Annotated in this window: 11 protein-coding genes, 1 tRNA gene and 1 pseudogene; 11 read left to right on the forward strand and 2 right to left on the reverse strand. The window is 71.4% G+C overall.

Translation table 11 applies throughout. The features are described from left to right. Positions 1–41: 41 nt before the first annotated feature. The gene (locus tag POD19_RS06020; RefSeq protein WP_102708516.1) at positions 42–1106 is read right to left on the reverse strand and encodes a PspC domain-containing protein; all 1065 of its coding nucleotides are present in this window, start codon (positions 1104–1106) and stop codon (positions 42–44) included. 96 nt (positions 1107–1202) lie between these two features. Between POD19_RS06020 and POD19_RS06025 the strand changes: the two genes are divergently transcribed. Both POD19_RS06025 and POD19_RS06030 read left to right on the forward strand, forming a co-directional pair. Further along, positions 1203–2462, forward strand: a complete 1260-nt coding sequence (locus POD19_RS06025; RefSeq protein ID WP_036317738.1) for an ATP-binding protein — start codon at positions 1203–1205, stop codon at positions 2460–2462. Further along, positions 2459–3157, forward strand: a complete 699-nt coding sequence (locus tag POD19_RS06030; RefSeq protein WP_036317741.1) for a LuxR C-terminal-related transcriptional regulator — start codon at positions 2459–2461, stop codon at positions 3155–3157. Before POD19_RS06025 ends, POD19_RS06030 begins: the two co-directional genes overlap by 4 nt. A 47-nt stretch (positions 3158–3204) precedes the next feature. Here the strand turns inward: POD19_RS06030 and POD19_RS06035 are convergent. Then, positions 3205–4412 (reverse strand): annotated as a pseudogene (locus POD19_RS06035) (pyridoxal phosphate-dependent aminotransferase). Positions 4413–4585: 173 nt separating this feature from the next. Between POD19_RS06035 and POD19_RS06040 the strand changes: the two are divergent. The 9 genes from POD19_RS06040 to POD19_RS06080 all read left to right on the forward strand — a co-directional run bounded on the left by POD19_RS06040 (position 4586) and on the right by POD19_RS06080 (position 16415). Beyond that, positions 4586–4658: transfer RNA gene (locus POD19_RS06040), tRNA-Trp, on the forward strand. 80 nt (positions 4659–4738) lie between these two features. Beyond that, positions 4739–4990 carry a preprotein translocase subunit SecE gene (gene secE, locus POD19_RS06045; RefSeq protein ID WP_036317743.1) on the forward strand — a complete coding sequence of 84 codons (252 nt, stop codon included), beginning with the start codon at positions 4739–4741 and terminating at the stop codon, positions 4988–4990. 104 nt (positions 4991–5094) lie between these two features. Further along, entirely contained in the window at positions 5095–5970 is an 876-nt protein-coding gene (gene nusG, locus POD19_RS06050; protein ID WP_144820105.1) for a transcription termination/antitermination protein NusG, read from the forward strand. A gap of 132 nt (positions 5971–6102) precedes the next feature. Continuing rightward, positions 6103–6534, forward strand: coding sequence for a 50S ribosomal protein L11 (gene rplK, locus POD19_RS06055; protein ID WP_144820104.1), 432 nt, complete (start codon positions 6103–6105; stop codon positions 6532–6534). 77 nt (positions 6535–6611) lie between these two features. After that, on the forward strand, positions 6612–7319 hold the full coding sequence (gene rplA, locus POD19_RS06060) for a 50S ribosomal protein L1 (RefSeq protein ID WP_073116807.1): 708 nt from the start codon (positions 6612–6614) through the stop codon (positions 7317–7319). Positions 7320–7662: 343 nt separating this feature from the next. Then, positions 7663–8184: a 50S ribosomal protein L10 gene (rplJ, locus tag POD19_RS06065; RefSeq protein ID WP_070708780.1), complete on the forward strand. Its 522-nt coding sequence runs from the start codon at positions 7663–7665 to the stop codon at positions 8182–8184. 69 nt (positions 8185–8253) lie between these two features. Continuing rightward, positions 8254–8643, forward strand: a complete 390-nt coding sequence (gene rplL / locus POD19_RS06070; RefSeq protein ID WP_036317747.1) for a 50S ribosomal protein L7/L12 — start codon at positions 8254–8256, stop codon at positions 8641–8643. Between the two features lie 285 nt (positions 8644–8928). Then, on the forward strand, positions 8929–12435 hold the full coding sequence (gene rpoB / locus POD19_RS06075; RefSeq protein ID WP_036317750.1) for a DNA-directed RNA polymerase subunit beta: 3507 nt from the start codon (positions 8929–8931) through the stop codon (positions 12433–12435). A gap of 83 nt (positions 12436–12518) precedes the next feature. Continuing rightward, on the forward strand, positions 12519–16415 hold the full coding sequence (locus POD19_RS06080) for a DNA-directed RNA polymerase subunit beta' (RefSeq protein WP_036317751.1): 3897 nt from the start codon (positions 12519–12521) through the stop codon (positions 16413–16415). The last annotated feature ends 132 nt before the right edge of the window (positions 16416–16547 follow it).

Raw genomic sequence — 16547 nt, forward strand, 5'->3', positions numbered from 1 at the left:
GCCCGCCGCGTCGCGTCAGGGGACGGGCGACGGGCGGCGGGTCAGCCGAGGGCCACGAGGACGGCGACCTGGAGGGCCGTCGCACCCACGAGGATGCCGCTCGCCGGGCCGAGGGTGCCGGGACGACGGCCGCTGAGCAGAGCGCCCAGCAGGACGGGGGCGATCACCGCGAGCGCGGCCACGAGCATCGGCACCGCCAGCAGCGTGGGGGTCGGACCGACACCGAGCAGCAGGCTGATCCCGAGGGCGGCGAGCGCGGCGAGGACGGCCCCGGCGTAGGTGGCGGCCTGCGCGATCGGCCCGAGGCGCGGCTTCGCGGCCGTGGCTGCGGACCCCGAGCCGGTCGGGGCGGTGGCTGCCCGGGGGGCCTCCTCGGCCAGGCGCGCCGCGGCTCGCCGCTCGCGGGAGTGGACGTGGTCGCGCCAGGTGCCGGTCGCGGGGTCGATCCATTCGGGGTGGAAGCCGTGCGGGTCGGTGACCTCGGCCGCCCGCTCGCGCGGACCTCCGCCGACGTACCAGGCCGGGCGCGGCACGGCGTGGCTGGGCTGGTCGGCGTCGGGGGCCCGGCCCGGGGCCACGCGGGCCTGCGCCCGGCCGTCCCAGCGGGTCACGAGCCACCAGACGAGCACGGCCAGCGCGCCCAGGCCCAGGAGGGAGCCGGGGCCGCCCACGGCCGGGGCGATGAGGGTGAACCCGGCGCCGAGCAGCAGGTTGAGGGCGCCGATCGCCCCGATCACGCCGATGGCCACGGTGGCGTCCTGCCACTCCCTGCGGCGCAGGCGGCCGAACTGCACGCGTCCGTCGGCGTCGGGGAGCACGGCCCAGGCGGCCGCGTAGGCCAGCAGGCCCAGGCCCGCGGAGACCATGCACACGGCGACGAACACGCCGCGGGCGAGCAGCGGGTCGATGCGGTAGCGCTCGGCCACCCCGCCGAGCACCCCGCCGACCCACGAGGCCGGCGAGCGGCGCACGCCCCAGCTCAGGACGGCGCGGCGCAGCCAGCCCGGCAGGGCGTCCAGTCCGTCGGGGCCGGTCTCGCCCGAGGCGGCTCCGTCGGGGGCGACGTGGGGGCCGGGGCCGGTGAACGGGTCGTGTGTGCTCGTCATGTCTCCATCCTCGTCCGCCTGCGGCCCCCGCCCATCCGGGAACTCCCGGAATCCTCCCCGGATGTGCCGCCCCGTCCGACACGGCAGGATGGGGGCATGCCCACCCCGTCCGCGCCCGCGCCGGCCCCGCGTCCGCCGTTGATGCGGCACGGGGCCGACCGTCCGGTGTCCGGCGTCGCCGCGGGGCTCGCCCGGCACCTCGGGATGCCCGCCGGCCGCGTCCGCGCGGCCCTGGCGCTGCTGAGCCTGCTGGGCGGCGCGGGCCTGGCCCTGTACGTGTGGCTCTGGCTGCTCATGCCGGAGGAGGGTCCGGACGGCGCCCCCGCCGCCGACGCCCCCACCCTGCGTGGTCGCGCCCCCGAGGTGCTCGAGCGGGTGCGCGAGGGCGGCTGGCCGGTGCTGCTGGCCGCCGTGGTGCTCGGCGTGGGCGTGCTGACCGTCGCGGACGGCCTCGGCCTCACCGTCGACTGGGCGCTCGTGGGCCCGGTGGCCGTCCTCGTGATCGGCCTCGGCCTGGCCTGGATGCAGCTCGACCTGGCGGGCGGGCCCCGGGCCGGGCGGAGCGGACGACTGGTCCGCCTCGTGCTCGGCACGGCCCTCGTGCTGCTGGCGGTGCTGGCCATCGTCCTGGGCGCCGTGAGCTCGGGCGAGCTGTGGCGGGCTCTGCTGGCCGCCGTCGCGATGCTCGCCGGCGCGGCGCTGGTGGCCATGCCCTACGCCCTGGCCTGGCTGCGCCGACGCGACGCGGAGCGGACCGCGTTCGCGGTGCAGGCCCAGCGCGCCGAGATCGCGGCGCACCTGCACGACTCGGTGCTGCAGTCCCTCGCCCTCATCCAGCGGCGCGCCCAGGACGCGGACGTGGTGGCCCGGGTGGCCCGCGCCCAGGAGCGTGAGCTGCGTCAGTTCCTCGCCCTGGACTCCCGCGGCGGCCCGCACTCCCTGGCGGAGGCGCTCGACCAGCACGCCGCCGCCGTCGAGGACGCCCACGGGGCCCGGGTGGAGGTCGTGGCCGTGGGGCGGGCCGCGGGGGCGTGGCTCGAGCCGCTCGCGGCCGCGGCACGCGAGGCCATGCAGAACGCGGCCCGGCACGCCGGCGACGCGCAGGTCTTCGCGGAGGCCGGTGAGGACGACCGCGGCCGCACCGTCGCGGAGGTGTTCGTCCGGGACCGCGGCCCCGGCTTCGACCTGCCCACGGTCCCGGCCGACCGGCTCGGCGTGCGGGAGTCGATCCTCGGCCGCATGGAGCGTGCCGGCGGGACCGCCCGCATCCGGTCCGGCCCGGGCGGCACCGAGGTCCACCTGACGCTGGCCGAGCCCGAGGGTGCGCGAGCGCGCACCGGACAGGAGCACCCATGACCGACCCCGCCCCGCGCACGGCCGTCATCGTGGACGACCACGCGATCTTCCGCTCCGGCCTGCGCGCCGACCTGGACCCGGACCGACTGGCCATTCTCGGCGAGGCCGGGGACGTGGACGAGGCCGTCCGCGCCGTGCTGGACCTGGCGCCGGATGTGGTGCTGCTGGACGTGCACCTGCCCGGCGGGGCCGGCGGCGGGGGAGCGGAGGTGGCCGAGCGTGTCCTCGCGCGCCGACCCGCGCAGCGGTTCCTGGCCCTGTCCGTCTCGGACGCGGCCGAGGACGTCGTCGCCGTGATCCGTGCGGGGGCCCGCGGCTACATCACCAAGACGGCCTCCGGCGCCGAGGTGGCGGACGCGGCGGTCCGCGTGGCCGACGGCGACGCCGTGTTCTCGCCCCGGCTGGCCGGGTTCGTCCTCGACGCCTTCCGCGGCACGGCGCCCGCGCCTCCGCCCGTCACCGCTGCGGCGACGAGCGGGGCTGCGGCCCCCGACGAGGACCTCGACCGGCTCTCGGCACGGGAGCGGGAGGTCATGCGGCTGATCGCCCGCGGATACACCTACCGGGAGGCCGGGGCGGAGCTGTTCATCTCGGACCGCACGGTCGAGACCCACGTGTCCTCCGTGCTGCGCAAGCTCCAGCTCTCCAACCGCCACGAGCTGACCCGCTGGGCCGCGCGCCGCGGATACGCCTGAGCCCCGCGGCGCGCGGCGTCGCGGGGCTCAGGGGTGGGGTGTGCGGCTCAGGCGCTGAGCAGGGCGCGGATGCGCTCGACGCCCTCCGCGAGGTCCGCATCGCCCAACGCGTAGGACAGTCGCAGGTAGCCGGACGGGCCGAACGCCTCGCCCGGGACCACGGCGACCTCCGCCTCGTCGAGGATGAAGGCGGCCAGCTCGGCCGACGTCGTGGGGGTGACGCCCCCGCGGTAGGTCTTCCCGAGCGCCTCCCGCACGTCCACGTACGCGTAGAACGCGCCCTGCGGGGTGGGGCAGTGGAAGCCCGGCACGGCGTCCATGGCCTCGACCATGGCCCGGCGCCGGCGGTCGAACGCCGTCTTCATCTCCGCCACGGCGTCCAACGGGCCGGCGACGGCGGCCAGCGCGGCCCGCTGCGACACGTTGGCCACATTCGAGGTGGCGTGGGACTGCAGGTTCGTGGCGGCCTTGACCACGTCCAGCGGACCGGCCATCCAGCCGACGCGCCAGCCCGTCATGGCGTAGGTCTTGGCGACGCCGTTGAGGATCACGGACTGCTCCGCCAGCTCGGGCACGGCGCGGACGATCGAGGTGAACGGCATGCCGTCGTAGGTCAGGTGCTCGTAGATCTCGTCGGTGACCACCCACAGCCCCCGCTCCCGTGCCCACCGGCCGATCGCCGCCGTCTCCTCGGGGAGTACACGGCGCCGGTGGGGTTGGAGGGGGAGACGAACAGGAGCACCTTGGTGCGGTCCGTGACGGCCTCGTCGAGCTGGTCCACGGTGACCTTGTAGCCCTGCTCGGGGCCGGCGAACACCTCGACCGGCACGCCGCCGGCCAGGCGGATCGCCTCCGGGTAGGTGGTCCAGTAGGGGGCGGGGACGAGCACCTCGTCCTGCGGGTCCAGCAGGGCGGCGAAGGCGTTGTACACGGCCTGCTTCCCGCCGTTGGTCACGAGCACCTGGGCGGCCTCGAGGGACACGCCGGAGTCGCGCAGCGTCTTGGCCGCGATCGCCTCGCGCAGCTCGGGCAGGCCGGCGGCGGGGGAGTAGCGGTGGTTCTTCGGGTCCCGGGCCGCGGCGACGGCGGCCTCCACGATGTAGTCCGGGGTGGGGAAGTCGGGCTCGCCGGCGCCGAAGCCGATCACCGGGCGCCCGGCGGCCTTGAGCTCCTTGGCGCGGGCGTCGACGGCGAGGGTGGCGGAGGGCGCGATGGCGGACAGACGGGCGGAGACGCGGCGGGCGGGCGCGGCCATGGGGACCTTCTTCGAGCTCGACGGGGAGGGCGGGGCGGAGCGGGGCTCCGTCCTGCCAGGGTACTGACTGCCCGGGGCCCGTTCGACTCCCGCCGCCCGATGGCGTATCCTGGATCTCCGGTACCGCGTTCGCGGTCGATCCCGCGAGGGTTCGGTCGGCTCCGTCGGTCCGAAGGGTAGTGGCGCAATTGGTAGCGCAGCGGTCTCCAAAACCGCAGGTTGCAGGTTCGAGTCCTGTCTGCCCTGCTCGATGCCGGGCCTCGTGCTCGGCATCGGACGTGTAGAAAGCGATTCGGCGATCCGACGAGTGAGGCCACGTGACTGAGATGGCGGCGAACGGCGGGGGGCCCGCCCCCACGCCGAGCAGGCAGCGTCGCGGGCTGTTCGCGCGGATCGCGCTGTTCCTGCGCCAGGTGGTGGACGAGCTCCGCAAGGTCGTCACCCCCACGAGCGAGGAGCTGCTGCGCACGACCGGAGTGGTGCTCGCCTTCGTGGCGTTCATGATCCTGCTGGTCATGGGGCTGGACTGGGTGTTCGGCACCGTGGCGGGTCTCCTGTTCGGCGCCGGCGGCCTCTGAGCCCGGCGCGGACGGTCCCGACGTCGCAGGACGCGTCCCCCGCACGCCCGTGAGGGCCCTCCCCGACGGCAGGGCCCGCCGTCCGTCAGCAGAAAGCAGGAACCGTGTCCGAGCAGGAACTGGATCGTCAGCCCGCCGAGGAGTCCGTCCCGATGTCGGAGGACGCCGTGGCCGAGGAGACCGCGCAGGACGCCGGCACGCCCGTCGAGGACGCCCTGGACGAGCCCGCCGGCAGCGGTGACGAGACCGCCGAGGCCACCGTGCAGGAGGCCGACCTGGCCGTCGCCGAGGGCGAGGACGCGCCGACACCCGTCGAGGGGCAGGCCGACGACGAGCCCGCCGTGGACCCCGCCGAGGAGCTGCGCACCCGCCTGCGCCGCCAGCCCGGCGACTGGTACGTCGTCCACACCTACGCCGGCTACGAGAAGCGCGTGAAGACGAACCTCGAGGCCCGCATCCTGACCCAGGACATGGAGGACTCGATCTACGAGATCGAGGTCCCCATGGAGGAGGTCGTGGAGATCAAGAACACGACGCGCAAGATCGTCTCGCGCGTGCGCATCCCGGGCTACGTGCTCGTCCGCATGGACCTCGACGACGCCTCGTGGGGCGTCGTGCGGCACACCCCGGGCGTCACGGGCTTCGTGGGCAACGACGCCCACCACCCGCAGCCGCTCAGCCTGGACGAGGTGTACGACATGCTCGCCCCGTCCGTGATCCAGGAGGCCGCCCGCGCCGCCGAGAAGGCCGGTCTGGCCGTCCCCGCCTCGGCCGAGTCCGGTGCGCCCGCCGCCCCCGCGATCCACGTGGACTTCGAGGTCGGCGAGTCGGTCACCGTCAACGACGGCCCGTTCGAGACCCTCCCGGCCACGATCTCCGAGATCAAGCCGGAAGCCCAGCAGCTCGTGGTGCTCGTCTCGATCTTCGAGCGTGAGACCCCCGTGACGCTGTCCTTCAACCAGGTGACCAAGGCCATCTGAGGACACCCGACGCTTCCGCACCGGGCCGGCCGCCTGCCGGCCCGGACGCGGCACCGGCCGCCGCGCCACGGCGGCCACCGCCCCCGGTGCGCTCCTGCGCCGAGGGTCCCCCAGTGAGAGAAGGATCCACTCATGGCTCCCAAGAAGAAGGTCACCGGTCTGATCAAGCTTCAGATCCAGGCCGGCGCCGCCAACCCGGCCCCGCCCATTGGCCCCGCCCTGGGCCAGCACGGCGTGAACATCATGGAGTTCTGCAAGGCGTACAACGCCGCCACCGAGTCGCAGCGCGGCAACGTGGTCCCGGTCGAGATCACCGTGTACGAGGACCGCTCGTTCACCTTCGTGACCAAGACTCCGCCGGCCGCCGAGCTCATCAAGAAGGCCGCCGGCGTCGCCAAGGGCTCCGCCACCCCGCACACGGCCAAGGTCGGCACGCTGACCCAGGCCCAGTGCGAGGAGATCGCCCAGACCAAGATGGAGGACCTGAACGCCAACGACGTGCCGGCCGCCGCCAAGATCATCGCGGGCACCGCCCGCTCGATGGGCATCGCCGTCGAGGGCTGACGCCCACCCCCACCCCCTTCCAGTGGCAGGGCCGAGCGCGGCCCGCAGACCACGACTGCACAAGGAGAAGAACGCAGATGGCACAGCGCAGCAAGGCATACAAGGCGGCCAAGGCCGCGATCGGCGATGATCTGTACTCGCCGGCGGAGGCGATCCGCCTCGCCAAGGAGACCAACCCCTCCAAGACCGACGCCACCGTGGAGGTGGCCCTCCGCCTCTCGGTCGACCCCCGCAAGGCCGACCAGATGGTCCGCGGCTCCGTGAGCCTGCCCCACGGCACCGGCAAGACCGCCCGCGTCGTCGTGTTCGCCACCGGTGACCGCGCCGAGGCCGCCCGCGCCGCCGGCGCGGACGTCGTGGGCGACGACGACCTGATCGCCCGGATCTCCGAGGGCTGGGTGGACTTCGACGCCGCCGTGGCCTCCCCGGAGCTCATGGGCAAGGTCGGCCGTCTGGGCAAGGTGCTCGGCCCCCGCAACCTGATGCCGAACCCCAAGACCGGCACCGTGACCCCGGACGTGGCCAAGGCCGTGGCCGACATCAAGGGCGGCAAGATCGACTTCCGCGTCGACAAGCACTCCAACCTGCACTTCATCATCGGCAAGACCTCCTTCGAGGCCAAGGCCCTGGTCGAGAACTACGCCGCAGCCCTCGAGGAGGTCCTGCGTCTGAAGCCGTCCTCCTCCAAGGGCCGCTACATCTCCAAGGCCACCGTGGCCACCACCTTCGGCCCGGGCGTGCCCATGGACCCGAACGTGACCTCGGTGGACTCCTCCGAGCTCTGAGCGGCGCGGCCCCGGTGACCGGGGCCCATGACGCCGGCCGGTCGTCCCCGCAGCGGGACGGCCGGCCGCCGTCGTCCCGGACCGATTTTGCGGGCCCGCCCCGGACGTGTACGCTGGTGCCTACCGAAGACCGCCGGTCGTGGTGTCCTGCCTCCGGGCAGAGCCCACCGAAGGATCTCCCTGACGGAGACGGCCCGCGCAGGTGAACGTGAGCCACGCTCGCATCCGCACGTCGACCCTCCGGGTCCGACCGCGTCGATGCTCCTGCTGCGCCCCGTGCATCTGCACGGGGCGTTTTCTCGTCTCGGGGTGGCGGTTCCCACGCATCATCGAGAGGAGTACCATGGCGACGTCCGCGAAGGAGTCGGCGGTGGCTGAGCTCACGGACCTGTTCCGTGAGTCCAGCGCCGCTGTTCTGACGGAATACCGTGGCCTGACGGTGACGGAGCTCAAGCAGCTGCGTGACTCCATCCGTCAGGACGCGACCTACGCCGTGGCGAAGAACACGCTGGCCGAGATCGCGGCCAAGGACGCCGGTCTGGAGGGCCTCGAGGCTCACCTGTCCGGGCCCACCGCGATCGCGTTCGTGACCGGAGACCCGGTCAACGTCGCGAAGGCCCTGCGTGACTTTGCCAAGGATCACGAGGAGCTCGTGCTCAAGGGCGGCTACATGGATGGCCAGCCCCTGGACGAGGCCGGCATCAAGAAGCTCGCGGACCTCGAGTCCCGCGAGGTGCTGCTGGCCAAGTTCGCCGGCGCGATGAAGGGCAGCATGTCCAAGGCTGCCGCCCTGTTCCAGGCGCCGCTGTCCAAGACCGTCCGCACGGTCGAGGCGCTGCGCGCCGCGCAGGGCGAGGCTGCCTGAGCAGTCCGCCCCGGGCTGCACGGCCCACCACTTCACACGTAGTCAAGACGTACCCGTAAAGGAGCCATCATGGCCAAGCTGACCACCGAAGAGCTGCTCGCCGCGTTCGAGGAGCTGACCCTCATCGAGCTGTCCGAGTTCATCAAGGCGTTCGAGGAGAAGTTCGACGTCACCGCCGCCGCCCCCGTGGCCGTGGCCGCCGCCGGCGGTGCCGCCGGTGGTGCCGAGGCCGCCGCCGCCGAGGAGAAGGACGAGTTCGACGTCGTCCTCGAGGCCGCCGGCGACAAGAAGATCGGCGTCATCAAGGAGGTGCGCGCCCTCACCTCCCTCGGCCTGAAGGAGGCCAAGGACCTGGTGGACGGCGCTCCCAAGCCCATCCTCGAGGGCGTCAACAAGGAGACCGCCGAGAAGGCCAAGGAGCAGCTCGAGGGCGCCGGCGCCACCGTCACCCTCAAGTGATGATCGCGGCCTGAGCCGCATCACGCTTCCTCACGAGGCCCCCGGATCCGCACTGCGGACCGGGGGCCTCGTGGCGTCCCAGGTCACGCACCCGCGGCTGGACAGGGGAGACGGGCGGGGATAGGATGGATCTTTGCATCTCCCCTGTTCCGTGCCGCCCGCAGGACCCCGCGTCCCGCCGTGGCCCGCACGGTTCCGCACGGCCTTCATATAGCGGTGGGCCGGCGCCGCCGTCTCGCGGCAGGGGAGCGAACGGAACCCAGAAGGCCTGTGGAAGGATCCTACGTGGTCGCCTCGAGCACCTCCAACGAAACCGCTACCGTCTCCCCGCGATCCGGCGCCTCCGCCGGACGCGTCTCCTTCGCCAAGATCTCCGAGCCGCTGGACGTGCCGGACCTGCTGGCGCTGCAGACCGAGTCGTTCGACCGCCTGATCGGCAATGAGCGGTGGGCTGCGCGCGTGGACGCCGCCCTGGCCGCCGACGACCACTCCGTGCCCGTCACCTCGGGACTGACGGACATCTTCGAGGAGATCTCCCCGATCGAGGACTTCCAGGGCACCATGTCCCTGTCCTTCGCCGAGCCGGAGTTCGCCGACGCCAAGATGACGGAGGAGGAGTGCAAGGATCGCGACGCGACCTTCTCCGCCCCGCTGTACGTCAAGGCCGAGTTCATGAACAACACGACCGGCGAGATCAAGCAGCAGACCGTCTTCATGGGCGACTTCCCGCTGATGACCCGCAACGGCACGTTCATCATCAACGGCACCGAGCGCGTCGTCGTCTCCCAGCTGGTCCGCTCCCCGGGCGCCTACTTCGAGCGCACCCCGGACAAGACCTCGGACAAGGAGATCTTCTCCGCGAAGATCATCCCCTCGCGCGGCGCCTGGTTCGAGCTCGAGGTGGACAAGCGTGACCAGGTCGGCGTCCGCCTCGACCGCAAGCGCAAGCAGCCCGTGACGGTGCTGCTCAAGGCCATGGGCTGGACCGAGTCCCGCATCCTGGAGGAGTTCGGCCACTACGACTCCATCCGCGCCACCCTCGAGAAGGACGGCACCGCGGACCAGGACGAGGCCCTGCTCGACATCTACCGCAAGCTGCGCCCGGGCGAGCCGGCCGCCGTCGACGCCGCGCAGACGCTGCTGAACAACCTGTACTTCACCCCGAAGCGCTACGACCTCGCCAAGGTGGGCCGCTACAAGCTCAACCGCAAGCTCGGCGTGGACGTGCACCTCGGCGACCCCAACGCGTCTGTGCTCACCGAGGACGACATCGTCCAGATGGTGCACTTCATCGCCGCGCTGCACGCCGGCGAGACCGTCATCAAGGGCACGCGCGACGGCGAGCCGGTGGATGTGCGCGTGGAGATCGACGACATCGACCACTTCGGCAACCGTCGCATCCGTGCGGTGGGCGAGCTGATCGAGAACCAGATCCGCACCGGCCTGTCCCGCATGGAGCGCGTCGTGCGCGAGCGCATGACCACCCAGGACGTCGAGGCGATCACCCCGCAGACCCTGATCAACATCCGCCCCGTGGTGGCGGCGATCAAGGAGTTCTTCGGCACCTCGCAGCTGTCCCAGTTCATGGACCAGAACAACCCGCTGGCCGGCCTGACGCACAAGCGTCGCCTGTCCGCGCTCGGCCCGGGCGGCCTGTCCCGCGACCGTGCCGGCATGGAGGTCCGTGACGTCCACCCGTCGCACTACGGCCGCATGTGCCCCATCGAGACCCCGGAAGGCCCGAACATCGGCCTCATCGGCTCGCTGGCGACCTTCGGCCGGATCAACTCCTTCGGCTTCATCGAGACCCCGTACCGCCGCGTGGTCGACGGCCGGGTCACGGACACCGTGGACTACCTGACCGCCGACGACGAGCTGGCCTTCCAGATCGCCCAGGCGAACGCCCCGGTGGATGAGGACGGCCGGTTCGAGGAGGAGTTCGTGCTCTGCCGCCAGCGCGGCGGCGACGGCGAGCCCGTGCTCTCGACCGTGGACGAGATCGACTACATGGACGTGTCCCCGCGCCAGATGGTGTCGGCGGCCACCGCCCTGATCCCGTTCCTCGAGCACGACGACGCCAACCGCGCGCTCATGGGCGCGAACATGCAGCGTCAGGCCGTGCCGCTGCTCCGCTCCGAGGCCCCCTACGTGGGCACCGGCATGGAGAAGTACGTGGCCGTGGACGCGGGCGACTCCGTGACGGCCACCCAGGGCGGCGTCGTGACCGAGGTGGCCGCGGACCTGGTGACCGTCATGAACGACGACGGCACCACCACGCACTACCCGATCATGAAGTTCGCCCGCTCGAACCAGGGCAACGCCTACAACCAGCGGGTGCGCGTCTCCGAGGGCGAGCGGGTGGAGCCGCTGAGCATCATCGCCGACGGTCCCGCCACGGACAACGGCGAGCTCGCGCTCGGCAAGAACCTCCTCGTCGCGTTCATGCCCTGGGAGGGCCTGAACTACGAGGACGCGATCATCCTGTCCCAGCGCATGGTCTCGGAGGACGTCCTCACCTCGATCCACATCGAGGAGCACGAGGTCGACGCCCGCGACACCAAGCTGGGCGCCGAGGAGATCACGCGCGACATCCCCAACGTGTCCGAGGAGGTGCTCTCGCAGCTCGACGAGCGCGGCATCATCCACATCGGCGCCGAGGTGGAGGCCGGCGACATCCTGGTCGGCCGCGTGACCCCGAAGGGCGAGACCGAGCTGACCCCGGAGGAGCGCCTGCTGCGCGCGATCTTCGGCGAGAAGTCCCGCGAGGTCCGCGACACGTCCCTGAAGGTGCCGCACGGCGAGTCCGGCACCGTCATCGGCGTGCGCATCTTCGACCGCGACGAGGACGACGACCTGCCCCCGGGCGTGAACCAGCTGGTGCGCGTCTACGTGGCGCAGAAGCGCAAGATCACCGACGGCGACAAGATGGCCGGCCGCCACGGCAACAAGGGCGTCATCTCGAAGATCCTGCCGCTCGAGGACATGCCGTTCCTGGCGGACGGCACCCCGGTGGACATCGTGCTGAACCCGCTCGGCGTCCCCGGCCGCATGAACCTCGGCCAGGTCATGGAGCTGCACCTGGGCTGGGCCGCCTCGCGCGGCTGGGACATCCAGGGCGAGCCGGAGTGGATCAAGGACCTGCCGAACTTCCCGCGGCAGTCCGGTCCGGTCAACGTGGCCACCCCGGTGTTCGACGGCGCCGAGGCGTACGAGATCACGGGCCTGCTCGGCCACGTGAACGTGACCCGCGACGGCGACCGTCTCATGAGCGACAGCGGCAAGGCGCAGCTGTTCGACGGCCGCACCGGCGAGCCGTTCCCGGACCCGGTGTCCGTGGGCTACATGTACATGCTCAAGCTGCACCACCTGGTGGACGACAAGATCCACGCCCGTTCCACGGGCCCGTACTCGATGATCACGCAGCAGCCGCTGGGCGGTAAGGCCCAGTTCGGCGGCCAGCGCTTCGGCGAGATGGAGGTGTGGGCGCTCGAGGCGTACGGCGCGGCGTTCACCCTCCAGGAGCTGCTGACCATCAAGTCCGACGACATCCACGGCCGCGTGAAGGTCTACGAGGCCATCGTCAAGGGCGAGAACATCCCGGAGCCGGGTGTTCCCGAGTCCTTCAAGGTGCTCATCAAGGAGATGCAGTCCCTCTGCCTGAACGTGGAGGTCCTCTCCGCCGACGGCCAGGCCATCGAGATGCGCGACGCGGAGGACGAGGTCTACCGCGCCGCCGAGGAGCTGGGCATCGACCTCTCCCACGCCGAGCCCAGCTCGGTGGAGGAAGTCTGAGCCGGGCCCGATCCCGCATCCACAAGACGTCACCTGAGAACCACTGAACCAAGGGAGTTCACCGGAGCATGAGCGTGAACAGCATGTCCACTGACAACTCTTTCGGCCTGATGCGCATCGGCCTGGCCACGGCGGAGGACATCCGCCGCTGGTCCTACGGCGAGGTCAAGAAGCCGGAGACCATCAACTACCGCACCCTGAAGCCGGAGAAGGACGGACTCTTCTGCGAGAAGATCTTCGGCCCCACCCGTGACTGGGAGTGCGCGTGCGGCAAGTACAAGCGCGTGCGCTTCAAGGGCATCATCTGCGAGCGCTGCGGCGTCGAGGTGACCCGCTCGAAGGTGCGCCGCGACCGCATGGGCCACATCGAGCTGGCTGCGCCGGTCACCCACATCTGGTACTTCAAGGGCGTGCCCTCGCGCCTGGGCTACCTGCTGGACCTGGCGCCGAAGGACCTCGAGAAGGTCATCTACTTCGCGGCGTACATGATCACCTCGGTGGACGAGGAGGCCCGGCACCGCGACCTGGCCAACCTCCAGGCCGAGTACGACCAGGAGACCCGTGTCCTGGCCGACCAGCGTGACTCCGACATCGCCGCGGTGGCCGCCGACCTCGAGAAGGACCTGGCCAAGCTGGAGTCCGAGGGCGCCAAGGCCGCCGAGAAGAAGAAGGCCCGCGACGCCGCGGACAAGACCATGGCGCAGATCCGCAAGCGCGCGGACGCGGACCTGGACCGCAAGGAGCAGGTCTGGGACCGCTTCAAGAACCTCAAGGTCGCCGACCTCGAGGGCGACGAGGGTCTGTACCGCGCCATGCGGGACAAGTACGGCCAGTACTTCGAGGGCTCGATGGGCGCGGAGGCGATCCAGCGTCGCCTGCAGACCTTCGACCTCGAGGCCGAGTCCGAGATGCTGCGTGAGACCATCAAGACGGGCAAGGGCCAGCGCAAGACCCGCGCCTTGAAGCGCCTGAAGGTCGTCAACGCGTTCCTGACCACGGACAACTCGCCCGAGGGCATGGTCCTGGACGCCGTCCCGGTGATCCCGCCGGAGCTGCGTCCGATGGTGCAGCTGGACGGCGGCCGCTTCGCGACCTCCGACCTCAACGACCTGTACCGTCGCGTGATCAACCGCAACAACCGCCTGAAGCGGCTGCTCGACCTCGGCGCGCCCGAGATCATCGTCAACAACGAGAAGCGCATGCTGCAGGAGGCCGTGGACTCGCTGTTCGACAACGGCCGCCGCGGCCGGCCGGTGACCGGCCCGGGCAACCGCCCGCTCAAGTCACTCTCCGACATGCTCAAGGGCAAGCAGGGCCGGTTCCGTCAGAACCTGCTCGGCAAGCGCGTGGACTACTCGGGCCGCTCGGTCATCGTGGTGGGTCCCCAGCTCAAGCTGCACCAGTGCGGCCTGCCGAAGCAGATGGCGCTGGAGCTGTTCAAGCCGTTCGTGATGAAGCGTCTCGTGGACCTGAACCACGCGCAGAACATCAAGTCCGCCAAGCGCATGGTGGAGCGCTTCCGTCCGCAGGTCTGGGACGTGCTCGAGGAGGTCATCACCGAGCACCCGGTCCTGCTGAACCGCGCCCCCACCCTGCACCGTCTGGGCATCCAGGCCTTCGAGCCGCAGCTCGTGGAAGGCAAGGCCCTGCAGCTGCACCCGCTGGTCTGCTCCGCGTTCAACGCGGACTTCGACGGCGACCAGATGGCGGTCCACCTGCCCCTGTCGCCGGAGGCCCAGGCCGAGGCGCGCCTGCTCATGCTCTCGAGCCACAACATCCTGAAGCCCTCGGACGGCCGCGCGGTCGCCGTGCCGGCCCAGGACATGATCATCGGACTGAACCACCTCACCACGGTGCGTCCGGACGAGGTCGGCGCGGGCAACCTGTACGCGACCGTCGGCGAGGCCATCATGGCGTTCGACGGCGGCGACCTGCACCTGAACGCGCCCGCACGGATCGGCGTCGAGGGCTTCGTGCCGTCGGCGGACGTGCCGGCCCCCGAGGGCTGGTCCGAGGGCGAGATCGCCCTCATCGAGACCACCCTGGGCAAGGTGCTGTTCAACGAGCTGCTGCCGGACGACTACCCGTGGCTGGACAAGCAGGCGACCAAGGGCACCCTCGGTCAGCTGGTCAACGACCTGGCCGAGCGCTACCCAATGGTCGTCACCGCGCAGACGCTGGACAACCTCAAGGACGCCGGCTTCCACTGGGGCACCTGGTCGGGTGTGACCGTGGCGATCTCGGACATCACCTCCGACTTCGACAAGGCCGCCATCATGGAGGGCTACGAGGAGCAGGCCCAGCGCGTGCAGCAGCAGTACGACAAGGGCCTGATCGCGGACGACGAGCGTCGCTCCGAGCTGATCGACATCTGGAACAAGGCCACCGACGAGGTCGCCGCGGCCATGAAGGACGGCCTGCCGGAGCTCAACACCATCAACCGCATGGTGTCCTCCGGTGCGCGAGGCAACTGGCTCCAGGTGCGCCAGATCGCGGGCATCCGCGGCCTCGTGGCCAACCCGAAGGGTGAGATCATCCCGCGTCCGATCAAGTCCTCGTACCGCGAGGGCCTGTCCGTGCTCGAGTACTTCTCCGCCACCCACGGCGCCCGCAAGGGCCTCGCGGACACCGCGCTGAAGACCGCGAACTCGGGCTACCTGACCCGTCGTCTCGTCGATGTGTCCCAGGACGTCATCGTCCGCGAGGACGACTGCGGCACCGAGCGCGGCCTGTCCGTCACGATCGCCGCCCCGAACGCCGACGGCGAGCTGGTGGCCCACGAGCAGGTCGAGAACTCGGCCTTCGCCCGCACGCTGGCCCAGGACGTCACGGGCGAGGACGGCACGGTGCTGGCCTCGGCCGGTGCGGACGTGGGCGACGTGCTGATCGGCGAGCTGGTGGCCGCCGGCGTCACGGAGATCAAGGTCCGCTCGGTCCTGACCTGCGAGTCCGCCGTGGGCACCTGCGCGAAGTGCTACGGCCGCTCCATGGCCACCGGCCAGCTGGTGGACATCGGCGAGGCCGTCGGCATCATCGCGGCCCAGTCGATCGGTGAGCCGGGCACCCAGCTCACCATGCGCACGTTCCACACCGGCGGTGTGGCCTCGGCCGACGACATCACGCAGGGTCTGCCCCGCATCCAGGAGCTCTTCGAGGCCCGCACCCCGAAGGGCGTGGCCCCGATCTCCGAGGTCGCCGGCCGCGTGACCATCGAGGACACCGAGGCGTCCGTGCGCCTGCTGCTCACGCCGGACGACGGCTCCGAGGAGATCGCCTACCCGGTGCTGCGCCGTGCGCGCATCCTCGTGGCCGACGGCGAGCACGTGCCGGTGGGCACGCAGCTCGTGGCCGGCGCCGTGGACCCGAAGCAGGTTCTGCGCGTGCTCGGCCCGCGGGCCGCGCAGCGGTTCCTCGTGGACGAGGTGCAGAACGTGTACCAGTCCCAGGGCGTGGGCATCCACGACAAGCACGTGGAGGTCATCGTCCGGCAGATGCTGCGTCGCATCACCGTCATCGAGTCCGGTGACACCGACCTGCTGCCGGGCGAGCTCACGGACCGGGCGCGCTTCGTGGCCGCCAACCGCGCCGCCGTCGCTGAGGGCCGCCAGCCGGCCTCCGGCCGCGACGAGCTGATGGGCATCACGAAGGCCTCGCTGGCCACGGACTCGTGGCTGTCGGCCGCGTCCTTCCAGGAGACGACCCGCGTCCTGACGCAGGCGGCCATGGAGGGCAAGTCCGACCCGCTGCTGGGCCTGAAGGAGAACGTGATCATCGGCAAGCTGATCCCGGCCGGCACGGGCCTGGACCGCTACACGAAGACCGTCGTGGAGCCGACGGAGGAGGCGAAGGCCAACCTGTTCGCCTCGCCGGCCGGCTTCGCGGACTTCGACTACCCGGGCCTGGACCAGTCGCTCGGCGAGAACGACTTCCACGCCGTCTCGTTGGACGACTACGACCGCGGGGGCGACTTCCGCGCCTGATCCCCGTCCCCCAGGGGGCCCGCCGTTCCGCCGCTCACGCGGGGGAGCGGCGGGCCCCTTGGCGTGCGGGGCCGGCTCGTCGACGGCGCCGGGGCGTGCTATGCTGTCAAGGATTGTTTTTCGTGTGGCAAA

Source organism: Micrococcus sp. GPGPB33 (assembly GCF_037853785.1).
Lineage (GTDB): Bacteria > Actinomycetota > Actinomycetes > Actinomycetales > Micrococcaceae > Micrococcus > Micrococcus luteus.

Excerpts from the sequence above, each read along its gene's own strand:
- rplA (WP_073116807.1), top strand. The coding sequence starts at position 6,612 with ATGGCACAGCGCAGCAAGGCATACAAGGCGGCCAAGGCCGCGATCGGC.
- POD19_RS06030 (WP_036317741.1), top strand. The coding sequence starts at position 2,459 with ATGACCGACCCCGCCCCGCGCACGGCCGTCATCGTGGACGACCACGCG.
- rplK (WP_144820104.1), top strand. The coding sequence starts at position 6,103 with ATGGCTCCCAAGAAGAAGGTCACCGGTCTGATCAAGCTTCAGATCCAG.
- rplJ (WP_070708780.1), top strand. The coding sequence starts at position 7,663 with ATGGCGACGTCCGCGAAGGAGTCGGCGGTGGCTGAGCTCACGGACCTG.
- POD19_RS06080 (WP_036317751.1), top strand. The coding sequence starts at position 12,519 with ATGTCCACTGACAACTCTTTCGGCCTGATGCGCATCGGCCTGGCCACG.
- POD19_RS06020 (WP_102708516.1), bottom strand. The coding sequence starts at position 1,106 with ATGACGAGCACACACGACCCGTTCACCGGCCCCGGCCCCCACGTCGCC.
- secE (WP_036317743.1), top strand. The coding sequence starts at position 4,739 with ATGGCGGCGAACGGCGGGGGGCCCGCCCCCACGCCGAGCAGGCAGCGT.
- rplL (WP_036317747.1), top strand. The coding sequence starts at position 8,254 with ATGGCCAAGCTGACCACCGAAGAGCTGCTCGCCGCGTTCGAGGAGCTG.
- POD19_RS06025 (WP_036317738.1), top strand. The coding sequence starts at position 1,203 with ATGCCCACCCCGTCCGCGCCCGCGCCGGCCCCGCGTCCGCCGTTGATG.